Raw genomic sequence first — 13826 nt, 5'->3', positions numbered from 1 at the left:
TCGCCGAATTTGCTTGACGGGGATGAAAGCCAGAATGGATAAGCGCGTTCACTACAAGAAGATGCCTTCGCGACAGACGGAGCGATTCAGCAGGACGGTACTCACGATCAGGCCCGTGGCCCACGCCATCGCACTGCTCGTGGCGGCGGGCGGGACAATACACAGCGCGCATGCGCAACAGGCGTTCAGCCGCGCCTGGATGGCGCAGAAGAACATGATGCAGGACACGGCCGCTGCAACCGGCCGCCTGCCCAACGGCCAGCCGGCAGCATCGCTGACCAACCCCCTCGCACAGCAGCAACGCGCCAACGAACAACTGCGGCACTCCATCGATAACCTGAATGCGGCGGCGCGCGGCATCGCCGCCATGCAGGCGACGCAGGCGGCGGCACGCCAGGCTGCGATGAATGACCCATCGGTCCCCGACGGCCTGGCAGAAGGCGGCCTGAAGGTGGACACCAACAGCCTCACCGCGGGCTGGATCAATGCGCGGCCGCTGGACAAGGAAACCGGGCAGAAGGTCGTCGACGGCAGGACGCAGGTTGCCGTCCAGCAGACCGCCGACAAGGCTATCCTGAACTGGGAGACGTTCAACGTCGGCAAGAGCACCACCTTGCGCTTCGAGCAGCAGCCGAGCTGGGCGGTGCTCAACCGCGTCAACGATCCGCACGCGCGTCCCAGCCAGATCCAGGGGCAGATCAAGGCTGACGGCACGGTAATGATCGTCAACCGCAACGGCATCGTGTTCTCGGGCAGCAGCCAGGTCAATACGCGCAACCTGATGGCCGCAGCGGTGGGCATGACCGATTCGCAGTTCCGCAAGGGGCTCTACAGCGACGCATTGGGCGCGTCCTATGTGCCGACGCTCGCCAACGACCTGGTCGTGGGCACTGCGACTTCCTCGCATGGCAATGCCACAGGCGACGTGGTTGTGGAAGCCGGCGCGCGGATCGAAACGCGCAAGCCGCAATCGGTGACGGAAGGCGGCGGCTACGTCCTGCTGGCCGGGCGCGAGGCGCATAACCGCGGCACCATCGTGACGCCCGGCGGCCAGACCACGCTGGCGGCCGGCGACAGCTTTATCATCCGCAAGGGCGTGGGCACGGACGCCAACCAGGATTCGAGCACGCGCGGCAACGAAGTCGATGTGCGGCGCAATGCCGGCAACCTGGCCGGGCTCGTCAGCAACAGCGGCTGGATCCAGGCCGCGACCGGCGACATCACCCTGACCGGCGGCAACGTGGAGCAGAAGGGCGTCGCTCTCGCGAGCACCTCGGTCAACACGCGCGGCACGCTGCACCTGAAGGCCACGGGCGACACCGGGAGCCGCGTGACACTGGCGCCCAACAGCGTCAGCGCCATCCTGCTCGACGACAGCAACGCCACGGCCCTGGATGCGCAGCGCGACGCGCTGGTCAAGGATTCCACCCGGCTTAGCGACGGCGCCTACAACCGGCGCGACCAGTCGCTCGTGAAGATCGATTCCAGCGGCGACGTCGACTTCCAGTCCGATTCCATGACGCTCGCCACCGGCGGCCAGGTGATGGTGGGAGCCGTGCGCCGCACGCGCGTGGCGGACCGCGCCGCGATCGACGTGGCCGGCGCCGTGGGCGTCAGCGTGGCGATGGAATCCAACAACGTCATGGTCAACGTGCAGGGCAACGAGCAGCGGGACTCGCCGCTCAACCGCGACAGCAAGCTGCTTATTAACGCCAATATCTGGATCGACCGCCGCACCCTGGTGCGCGTCGCCGCGGGCACCAACGGCTATGCCACCGAGCGCATGTACACGGGCGGCGGCCTGCTGGAAGTCAGCGGCTATCTGAGCACCGGCGGCCACAGCATCGGCGAATGGGCCGCGCAGGGCGGTACGGTGGGCTTCAGCGGCGGCGAACTGGTCACGCAGGCGGGGTCCGGCATCAACGTCTCCGGGGGTTCGCTGAACGTGCAGAGCGGCACCATCAGGCAGACCTGGCTCAAGGGAGCGGACGGGCGCCTGTACAACCTGGCCACGGCGCCCGCGGACAATCTCTACACCGGGCTGTATCGCGGCTTCGAGGACACGCACGCGCGCTGGGGCAAGAACACCACGGAATACTTCCTCAGCCCGCTGATCGCGCCGGGCGAGCGGCTGGAGAACGGCTACACGGTCGGGCGCGATGCCGGGCGGGTGGTCGTCGGTACGCGGTCGGCCGTGCTGGAGGGCAATATCGACGCCACCGTATTCCAGGGCGACCGCCAGCGCAATGCGCCCGACAGCGGCCTGGACGGCTACAGGCAATCCCAGGCCGCCGCGCCGCGTGCCGGCCAGTTGATCATCGGCCAGGTCATGCCGGTCTACGACAGCAAGGGCGGTACGCTGCGCGACAGTCCGCAAGCCGTGGCGAAGCAGGTGGATATCGGCGCCGTGCAACGCATTGCGTCCGGGCTGGCCCTGACGGACGCGCTGCCGGAAGACCTGCAAGGCACGATCCGGTTGGATGCCGGCTGGCTCAACGGGCTTGGCCTGGGCGCACTGAGAGTCTATGCCATGGATGGCATCGCAGTGAGCGGCGACGTGCAGGTGGCGACGGGCGGCAGCATCGCGCTGCACGCCACGCAGGTTGACGTCAAGGCGGGCCTCACGGCGCGCGGCGGTGGCATCGCGCTGGGCAACATGATCAACCGGTTCACGAGCGACGCCGGCGGCGGCTGGCTGGCTGTCCCGGTAACCGTGCCGACGGAAAAGGGCTATGTGCCGGGTGTCATGGTCGGACCTGGCGTCAAGCTGGACGCGCGCGGCCTGTGGACCAATCTCAAGCAGGATCCCACCGATATCCACGGGCTGCCGTACGTGAACGGCGGCACGGTCACGATCAGCAGTAGCGGCGATGTCGCGCTCGGCGCGGGCAGCCTGGCCGACGTGTCCTCGGGCGCGGCGCTGCTGCCGGGCGGCAAGCTCCAGGGCGGGCGCGGCGGCAGCATCACCTTGATGTCCAACCAGAACGACACCGCTGGCAAGGGCTCCGGCGCCCTGCGGATGGATGGCGAGCTGCGCGGCCACGGCGTCAGGGGCGGCGGCACGCTCACCATCGATACCGGCATCGGCGTTGCCATCGGCGGCGGCTTGCTGGCCGACAGCGGCTTGCTGCCGGCGGGTGAATCGGTGTCGGTCAACCTGACCCTGGCGCAGGCCGTCACCCTGGCTGCCGGGACGGTGCTCGCCAGCGATTTCACGTTCGCGTCCGATATCGTCGCGCCAGGGGAGGCGATGGCCGGCAACCCGGGCTTCAGCACGTCGCGCCCGTACACCCTGAAGGCAGCATGGACCGTGCCGCGCGGAACCAACGGTACTTTCTTCATTCAGGACACCAGGGGCAACTTCTACGCCAACGGCAACGTGATCCCCGCGGGTACGGTACTGAACCGCGTGTCCGGCAACATGGCGCCAGGCTACGTGGTGCCCGCGGACGCGTTTCCGGACGGCATGCCCGTGCCGGAGTTCAACATCACGCTGGCGGCCGGCACGCCGCTGCCAAGGCAAGTGGTGCTGGCCGAAGGCACCAGGCTGCTGGCAGGCACGAAGCTGCCGGATGCCGTGGCGGTCAAACCGTTGCTGGTGCTCGACAGCGGCTTGTTCCAGAGTGGCTTCTCACGCTATGCCGTGGGCAGTCACCAGGGCGTGCAGGTGGCCAGGGGCGCCGCGCTGGATGTACTGATGCCGGTGCTGCGCTTTGATGTTGCCGCGGGCCACGCCCTGGCAACCGGTGCCGATCCCGCGGGGGCTCTGGAACGCTGGCTCCCCCCGCTGTGGCAGGAGGACGCGGCCAAGGCCAGGCTGACGCAACGCGGCGGCGCGGACCTCGCGCTTTCCGCGGGTTCCGTCTTCACGCGGGCGCCGCTTGTCATCGGAGAGGGCGCGACCGTCAGCGTCGATCCGGGCCATGCGCTGACATTGCAGGGCAATGGCCAGATCACGATCGATGGCCGACTCAACGCCTGGGGCGGCAACATCGCCGTGCTGCCCGGCGCGCTGGGCACCGGCAGCGACGCGGGCCGTCCCAACGGCATCGCCGATACGATGTCGATCTGGATCGGCAACGGCGCCGTGCTCGATGCCGCGGGCCGCGCCGTTACCGCCGTCGATGCACGCGGGCGCGTCTACGGCCATGTCGGCCAGGGCGGCAAGATCGAGGTTGGCGCGCGCCATGACCTCGACGCCACCCAGGTGGACGCCGCCGATGCCTTCGTCGTGGTGCGCCCCGGCGCGCGCCTGGATGCCTCCGGCACCTCGGCCGTGCTGGACCTGCCCGGCCTTGGCGCCACCACGGTGGCGAGCGACGGTGGCGTCATTGCGCTGAGTTCCTACCGCGGGCTGTTCCTGGACGGCAGCCTGCGCGCGGCGTCCGGCGGCCACGGCGCTGCCGGCGGCACGCTGGCGCTGAGCCTGGAGACGCCCAATTACGGCCCGGTGGCCAACCTGACCGAGAAGGGCCCCGGGGTCGAAGACGCGGTGCGCCTGCCGCGCGAACTGGTGCTGGCGCAAGCGCAGGGCGGCAGTGCCCTGGCGGACGGCTTGCAAGCCGGAGACCGCGACGCGGCCCTCGCTTACGGTACCGCGCGCATCGGCGTGGACCGCATCGATGCCGGCGGCTTCGGCAATGTGGCGCTGCTGGCCAACGGGCTCATCAGCTTCGACGGCAATGTGAACCTGGCACTGGCGCAGAGCCTGCGCCTGACGGCCAGCGCCATCGGCCTCGCGGAGCATGCTGGCGCCGTCTCCGCGGTCAGCATGGCCGCGCCCTATGTGCGCCTGGCCGGCGTTTCCCGCGGCCAGCTCGACAACAGCATCATGCCGAACCCCGCAAGGCTCGCGGGGAAGGTGGCGCCGGTGGCGCAAGGGTCCGCGCTGCGGGTCGAGGCGGACTTGCTGGACCTGGCCGGCACGCTCAGTGCCGGCGTGCGTGGCACCATCAATCGCAACGCGGACACGCCGCTGGAGGTGGAGCGCAACGGCTTCGACGACATGACGCTGCGCAGCCGCGGCGATATCCGCATGTACCGCGCGGCATCCCTGACCGTGCCGGGCAACCTGACGCTGGCGGCCGCGCAGATCTATCCGGGCATGGGCGACAGCGGCACGGTGGTGGTCGGGCAGCGCAACTATGTGAACGAGTGGGGCACTCTGCTGCGCGAGTTCGACCCCGCGCGCCATCTCGATATCCAGCGCGTGGGCGATACGCTGCCGGAGGCGCCGTACTCCGTCTTCGGCCGGCTCAGCCTGAGCGCGGCCACGGTGAACCAGGGCGGCGTGCTGCGCGCGCCGCTGGGCGAGATCAATGTGGGTTCCACGGGCACGGGTACGGTCACCGGGCTGGTCAACCTGCTGCCGGGCAGCGTCACCTCGGTGAGCGCCAGCGGGCTGGTCATGCCCTATGGCGGTTCGCTCGACGGGCTCAGCTATATCCATGACGGCAAGGACGTGGAGTTCAAGGGCGTGGGCAACACCCCGGCCATCACCCTGGCTGGCCATGCCATCGATGTGCGGCAAGGCGCGGTGCTGGACATGACGGGCGGCGGCACGCTGACCGGCGCGGCCTTCCTGGCCGGGCGCGGCGGCTCCGTCGATGCGCGCATGAATCCGCTGGTGCAGGTGGGCGCGCAGGGCGGCTTCACCTTGCCAGACCTGGCGACCAACCCGGTCTACGCCATCGTGCCCGGCGCGCAGGCGGGCTACGCGCCGGTCGTCGCCGAGAAGGGGGCCAGCAACCCCTCCATCGGCCGGCAGATCACCATCGGCGCCGGCGTTCCCGGTCTGCCCGCCGGCACCTATACGCTGCTGCCTTCTACTTTTGCCTTGCTGCCGGGCGCATTCCGCGTCGAACTGAACGGCATGGCCGCGGGCGCGATGCCGGCGGGCAGCACCATTGCCATGCGCAATGGCTCGTACACCACGGCCGCGCAGATGGGCATTGCCGGCACCGGCATCCGCAATGCCATGCCCACGCAGGTCTTCCTGACGCCGGCCGATGTGCTGCGCGCCTACTCGCAGTACAACGAGACCAGCTACGCTGCATTCGCGCAGGCCGAGGCGGTGCGCAACGGCGTGCCGCGCGCCCTGCTGGAGCGCGATGCCAAGACGCTGCGCTTCGACTTCGCCTTGCCTGTGAGAGAAGGCTCGCTTGGCGATGCGCCTGCCTTGCGTTTCGCGGGCAGCACGCTGTACACGCCGGGCGAAGGCGGCTTCGGCGGCAGCGCGCTGATGCTCGGCAACAACGGCGTCGACTACGAAATCCTGGCCGCCGGCACGGCGCCGACGCCGGGCTTCAGGGGCATCTCGCTGCACGCCGCGGACATCAATGCCATCGGCGCGTCGCGTATCGGCATCGGCGGCCTGCCCTCGGTCCGCTACCTCGATCCCATCACGGGCACGCCGCAGCGCGCCAACATTGCCACGTTCGACACCGGCGCCGGGAACATTGTCCTGCGCACTGGCGCTGTGCTGAAGGCCGCCGAAGTCTTCCTCGTGACCAACACCAAGGCCGGCGGCATCGTGGTGGAGCAGGGGGCCGGCATCAACACGCTGGGGCAGGGCAAGGCCGCCTGGGATTCCACCCACGGCTTCATCTACCAGCCCGATGCGCTGAGCGTGCTGGCGGTGTCCAACGGGTGGCTGGACATGCTGGCGCCGGGCTACAGCACCGATCCCACCCGCGGCGCCGGGTTCATCGACATTGGCGCCTGCGCGCCAGGTGCGGCTTGCAGCGGCGTGACGCAGCTCTACTCCGAAGGCACGATCGCCGCTTCCACGGACCAGAGCTTCAACCTGCGAGACGCGGCCCGCTACGGCACGCGCAATCTGGTGCTGTCGGTCGGGGGCGTCAACGCCGGCAGCGAAGCCTCGCTCGCGGCCGTCGCCGCGCGCAACGCGCTGCCCGCGGGCCTGACGCTGAACCAGGGCATCCTGGACCGCCTGCTGAAGGGCGACGCCAGCCAGGGCGCACCGGCGCTGGAAAACCTGGTGTTGAACGTGCGCGATGCAGTGCGCTTCTACGATTCGGTGGAACTGTCCACCATCGACCCGGCCACCGGCAAGTCGTCGCTGGAACGGCTGGTGCTGGGCACGCCGGCGATCTTTGGCTATGGCAATGCCGATGCGCTGGCGCGTATTCATACCGATGTCCTGGTGTGGAACGGCTCGACCAATGCGCCGGGACTTGTGGCGGCCAATGGCGCCGGCACCGGCAGCGGCCGGCTGCAGGCCGATGCCCGGCAGATCGAATTCGGCTACGGACCTGGCAGCCGCCCCGACACCATCCACAGCCTGGACCGGCTGATCCTGGGCTTTGGCAACGTCGACCTGAACGCCAGCGAGCGCATCACCGCCAACCACAGGGGCTCGCTCGCGGTCTACCAGTCGCAAGGCGCATGGGACGACGCGCGCAAGGGCTACGCCTATAGTGGCGGCAATCTCCGTCTCAACACGCCGCTGCTGACCGGCCACGCCGGATCGGTGAACAAGATCACCGCCGGCGGCGATATCCGCGTGGCAGCGCCCGCCGGTGCGGCCCCGGTGGCGCTGACCGGCAAGACCCTTGCCGACGCGCTGGGTGCGGAGATCGCGCTCGATGGCGGCAGCGTGACGCTGGACAGCACGGTCTTGCTGCCCAGCGGCAAGCTCACCGTGTCCGCCGAGCGCGACGTGGTGCTGGGCGATGGCGCAAGGCTCGACCTGGCCGGCCGCAAGATCGACTTCTACGACGTCAGCAAATACAGCTGGGGCGGCGATGTCGTGCTGGAAAGCCGCAACGGCGACGTGCGCCAGTCGGCCGGTTCCCGCATCGACCTCTCCGCCGTGGAGAACCGCGCCGGCAAACTGACCGCGCTTGCGCTGGGCGCGGGTGCGGGCACCGTCGACCTGGGTGGCAGCATCCTGGGTGGCAGCAGTGGCCACTACGATGCCGGCGGCACGCTGGTGCCGTTCGCGGCCGGCGGCGCGGATATCCGCGGCCAGCATATCGCCGGCTTCACCGGACTGAACCAGCGCCTTAACGACGGCAAGCTCTTCGGTAGCCGCAGCTTCCAGCTCAAACAGGGCGACCTGACGGTGGGCAGTGAAATCAAGGCCCGCGAAGTCAGCGTATCGGTGGACGGCGGCAAGCTCACCGTGGCCGGCACCATCGATGCCAGTGGCGAACAGGTCGGCAGCATCCGCCTGGCGGGGCGCCAAGGCGTCACCATTGCAGGCGGCGCGGTGCTCGACGCCCACGGCACGGTGCTGCGCGTGGACAGCTATGGCCAGATCATCGAAGCGCCCAACCGCGCGACCATCGAAATCAATGCCGGCACCGGCCGGCTCACCCTGGAAAGCGGCGCGCGCATGGACCTGCGCGCCGGCGCCAACGCGCAGACGCTCGGCACGGTAGACCTCAATGCCCGGCGCCTGGGTGGCGCGACCGGCAACGATATCGACATCGACGCCAGCGGCGCGGTGCGCGTCGACGGCGCCCGGTCGATCTCCGTCAACGGCTTCTGGACGTACCGGGACGCGGACGCCGGCACCGACCTGGCGGCGGATGGCCGTCCTTACCAGGTGATCGACCAGGCCTACCTGGACCGCAAGCACGACGACAGCCTGAAGTTCATGGGCAAGGCGCTGGCCAACGGCGACCTGATGAACCGCAAGCTCGCCGGCCTGCGTGGCTATGCGGACGCCTTCCACCTGCGTCCCGGCGTGGAGATCGTCAGCGCCACGCCCGATGGCGACCTGCATATCGATGGCGACATCGATCTGTCGCGCTACCGCTACGCCAGCGTCAATCCGCACACGCAGCAGACCGGCGTCTACGGCTCGGGAGAATCCGGCGCGCTGGTGCTGCGCGCGGGCGGCAAGCTCAATATCTACGGCAGCCTGACCGATGGCTTCGATGCCTCGGTCCTGCCAGTCACGCCGGACGACCAGGGCTGGGTGCTGGTGAAGGGGCGCGTGCCCTGGGGCGGCGATGTGGTGGTGCCGCACGGCGATCTGGTGACATTGGCGGAAGACACCTTCTTCCAGTCGGGCCGCACGCTCAACTACGACTTGCCGATGAAGGCCATGAGCCTGCGGGCCGGCACGGTGCTGGCGGCACGCGCCACGCTGGCGGCGGACCTGGTGCTGCCGGCGGGCAGCGTGCTGGGCGGCGCCGTGCGCGACGCGCAGGGCAATGTCATCCATGCCGCCGGCACGGTGCTGGCCAGGGACGTGCCGCTGGCCGGCGGCATGCAGCTCGATGCCGGCAACCGCCTGCCGGTCGCGGCCAGCGTGGCCGCCATGACCTGGCCTGCCGGCGTGCCGCTGCCGTTCCCCAATGGCACCATCAAGGACTCGGCGGATCCTGCCTTCAACGGCGTGGTCCTTGCGAGCGCGCTCATGCTGCGCAAGGGCGCGGTGGTGCCGAGCGAAACCGTGGTGAAGCTGCCCGGCGGCGCCACCATGGTGGCGCTGCGAACCGGCGACGCGAGCGGCAACCAGGGCCGCAACTGGGCGCTGGCGCCGATGCTGGCCGAGGGCTCGCAGTCGTGGTCGATACGGCTGGTGAGCGGCGCGGACACGCAGGCCGCGGACACGCGCGCCTTGCAGACCCGCAGCAAGCACGCGGGCATGCTGCTGGCCGACACGCACTACGGGCTGATGCCGGGCAAAGCGCTGGTGCCTGGAACGGGCCTGCCATCCGAGTGGGTGTGGGGTCCCGACGTCGTGAATTATGGGTGGGGCGTGCCGGGCGAGCCCGTCGAGGGCTTTGGCGTTGGCGATGCGATCGGCGACCTGAACAACATTGGCTTGGGCGAACTGGTCGTCAAGGTCAAGGACGGCACCCCTGCCGTGTACAAGGATGAGATGCTGCCGGCCCGCCAGCAGATGTTCAGCGTGCTGCGCACCGGCACGGGCGACCTGGACCTGATCTCCGGCGGCGATTTCACCATGACATCGCCCTTCGGTGTTTATACCGCCGGGACCCAGTCCGCAAATGTGGGCGCAGCCTACAACCTGCCGCGCGCCAAGGACGTGCCACTCCCCAGCGCGCAGGACGGTACGCTGCTGGGCGCGGACGGTGCGGCGTTCGTGCCGTTCGTCGATGGCGGCGGCCAGAGCATGTACCGCGCCTGGTACCCGGAGCGCGGTGGCAATGTGCTGGTACGGGCCCAGGGCGACGTCAAGGGTGACCTGATCGGCAGCGGTACCAGCCAGCAACGCGACGATGCGATCGGCACGATCCGCGCCCACTACGACAACAGCGCCGTAGGCAACTGGCTGTGGCGCCAGGGTACGGGCAGTGCCGTGGCGGGCAGCGAAGGCGTGCCTACCGCCTGGTGGGTCAACTTTGGCAGCTATGTCGCCGGCCCGCGCTCGGCTTATGAACTGTTCGGGAGCGCGCCGTTCCTGGTCGGGTTCACCGGCATCGGCACGCTCGGTGGCGGCAACCTGGTGCTGGAGACCGGCGGCGACGCCGGCATGCTGTCGCCGCGCATGGATGCGACCGGCATCTATCTGTCGCGCAGCCAGGGCCTGAACCTGGCCGTTGCCAGCACGGGCCGGGTCTCGGCCGATGGCAGGCAGCTCACGCTGACCGGCGGCGGCGACCTGGACATCCGCATCGGCGGCGGCCTGAATCCCGTGGCGGAAGTGCGCGCCTTCGCGTCCCCTTCCGGCGAAATTACCCCGCTGACCCGCTACCAGGGCGTGCGCAGCGACCTCAACAGCACCTTCGTCAACCTGCGCGGCGCGTTGCGCGTGGAGGCCGGCTCGGTGGGCGGCATCGAGTTGCGCTTCGACCGCGCCGACCCGGAAGAGTCGCGTGCCTACGACGTCTACAAGGCCACGTCGTCCATCGCCGGCGGCGGGCCGGTGCTGGTGCCGGGCGACGCCGGCGTACGTATCGATACGCGAGGCGACCTGGTGCTGGGCGGGGTCGGCGACGCTGGCCGGATGACATTGAATACCAATGGCACGCCATTTACCGCCAACGGCATCCGCTACAACGGCGAGGGCTGGAGCTGGTTCTCGCTGTGGACACCGGCCACCGGCATCGACCTGTTCAGCGCGGGCGGCAATATGACGCCGTCCACCGCCGCGGCGGATGACCGGCGCGACAGCAACCACTCGGCCACCGACGGGCGCTTCGTCATGCCGTCGATGCTGCGCGCGGTGGCGGCCAGCGGCAGTCTCTACTACGGCAACGCAAGCACCGGCGCAATTGACGGCACGAACAAGCCGGTACAGTCCGCCACCGGGGTGATACTCGCGCCGTCGCCGGTGGGTCCGCAGTATGCCCGCACCGGCGCGGGCCAGCTGGAGCTGCTGGCGGCCGATTCCATCTATGCCGCCGGCTATGCGGTCACGCAGTCGGGCGCCGATCCCAGGGCCTTGCCCAATCCGTTCAACCCGGCCTTCGTGGGCAGCACCGAGAAGATCCACTACGGGACGCTGAAGATCAGCAACATCAGCCCGGACGGGTTGCCGTCCAGCGCGTTCCTGGCGAACATGACGGCCGCGGGCAGCGGGCAGATCTACCCGCTGTTCAGCCTCACGTCGCCGACAGCCTCGGGCTATGTGGCCGAAGGCCGCCAGCCGGCCCGCTTCTACGCGGTGGAGGGCGATATCATCGGCCTGCGCACCGGGACGATCGTCTATCGCGGAAACAACCTTGGCGCACCAGGCCCGTACAGCACCTGGTATGAAGGCGGGGGGCCGGTGGCGATCCACGCGGGACGCGATCTCGTCAATGCCGGGACCTCGCTGGGCGAGTACGAACTGGCGCCGGAGGGGGCACGCGGATGGTACATGCCGGCCCGCCGCGGAGACGGCACGTTCGCTGAAAAACCCACTGCGGTCTTAGGCGGCAGCGCGCGCGGCAACCTGATCGTGCATGACAACGCGGACGATGTATCGGTGGTCTCCGCCGGCCGCGACATCCGCTACAGCAGCTTCTACGTGGCCGGGCCCGGCTTGCTGGAAGTCAGCGCCGGGCGCGACCTGTACATGGCGGACCGGGCCGAGCTCAAGAGCATCGGGCCGGTCGCAGGCAACGTGACGCCGGGCGACCGCAGCAGCGGTGCCGGCATCGCGGTGGCCGCGGGCGTGGGGCGCAACGGGCCGGACTTCAACGCCTTCGCCGCGCGCTACCTGGACCCGGCCAACCTGGCCGATCCGGGCCGGGCGTTCGCTGGTCAGCCGGGCAAGGCGGTGACTATCTACAGCGGTGAACTGAAGCTGATTGACTGGCTGCGCGCGCAGTTCGGCTACACCGGCGACGAGGCAGGCGCGCCAGCCTGGCTGCAAGCCAAGCAGGCGGAACTCGACCGCGCGCGCCAGCAAGCGGCAGCCAGCGGCGAGCCCGCCGCCAGGCGCGACCTGCAGCGCGAGTACGGGCTGGCCGGTCAGCTGCACCTGGTTAACTGGCTGCGCGACCGTTTCGGCGGCCACAACGGCCTGGGCCTGCATTTCGACGCGGCGAGCATGGACGCGCGTCAGTTCTTCGCCGCGCTGCCGCCGGAACAGCAGCGCGCCTACCTGCGCAATGTGTACTACGCCGAGCTCAAGGCATCCGGCCGCGAATACAACCAGGCGGGCGGCCCGCGCGAAGGCAGCTACCTGCGCGGCCGCGAAGCCATCGCCACGCTGTTCCCGACGCATGACGCGCAAGGCAACGCGCTCGCCTACCAGGGCGACCTGACCATGTTCAGCAGCGCCAACTACTACGCCGACCCGACCTATGCCCCCGCGACCAAGCGGCCGCTGAAGGGCGTCACCTACCTGCGGCGCGACGAGCACAACGCAGCCGGCAGGCCCGCCACCATCGGCGTGTACGACCTGCTGGACGCCGGCATCCACACCGATTTCGGCGGCGACATCAACATCATGACGCCGGGTGGCCGCACGCTGGTCGGCGTGGATGGCGGTTTCGTCCCCGGCGAAGGCTCGGGCGTGCTGACGCAGGGGGCGGGCGAGATCCAGATCTACGCCAATGGCAGCATCCTGCTGGGGCAGAGCCGCATTTTCACCACCTTCGGCGGCAACATCCTGGCGTGGTCGGCGCAGGGCGATATCAACGCCGGGCGCGGTTCCAAGTCCACCGTGGTCTACACGCCGCAGCGGCGTGTGTACGACGGCATCGGCCTGGTCAGCCTGTCGCCGACCACGCCGAACACCGGCGCGGGCATTGCCACGCTCAATCCCATCCCCGAGGTGCCGCAGGGCGACATCGACCTGATCGCGCCGCTGGGCACCATCGATGCCGGCGAAGCGGGCATCCGCGTGTCCGGCAACGTCAACCTGGCCGCGCTGCGGGTGGTCAATGCGGAGAACATCCAGGTGCAGGGCAAGGCGACCGGCATTCCCGTGCTGGCCGCGGTGAACGTCGGCGCGCTGAGCAACGCCAGCGCGGTAGCATCGCAGGCGGTGAGCGCCGCGCAGGACGCGATGCAGCGCGAGCGCACCGCGGCGCGCCAGGGATTGCCGTCGATCTTCACCGTTCGCGTGCTCGGCTTTGGGACGGATGGGGACGATGCCACGCCCAAGGCCAGGGAAGGGGCCAGGGCAGCGCCGGCCAGCTACGACCCCAACGGGGTGGTGCAGGTGCTGGGCCAGATGGAGCTGAGCGAAGCGCAGCTCAGCCAGCTGACCGCCACGGAGCGCCGCAATCTCCGGCGTTGACGCGGGGCGGGGCCCATCCGGATGCGGTGCGCGGGTGGGCCTCGATATGGGCGGGGATACAGGGATGGAGCGACTCGCGCGTAGCGCTGCCGCCGGCCGCGAGCTATCGCCCGGCCTGCTCTGGCGCAGGCCGTGGTGGGCGTGGCAAGCC

Annotated in this window: 1 protein-coding gene; it reads left to right on the top strand. The window is 69.5% G+C overall.

Going from position 1 to position 13826, the window contains the following annotated elements; all coding sequences use genetic code 11:
- Positions 1 to 34: 34 nt before the first annotated feature.
- Entirely contained in the window at positions 35 to 13675 is a 13641-nt protein-coding gene (locus tag AC1DS6_RS06275; RefSeq protein ID WP_477102282.1) for a filamentous haemagglutinin family protein, read from the top strand.
- Positions 13676 to 13826: the final 151 nt, after the last annotated feature.

It is taken from the genome of Cupriavidus sp. 05L310 (genome assembly GCF_056398185.1).
This window is presented reverse-complemented; position numbering and strand designations above follow the sequence as displayed.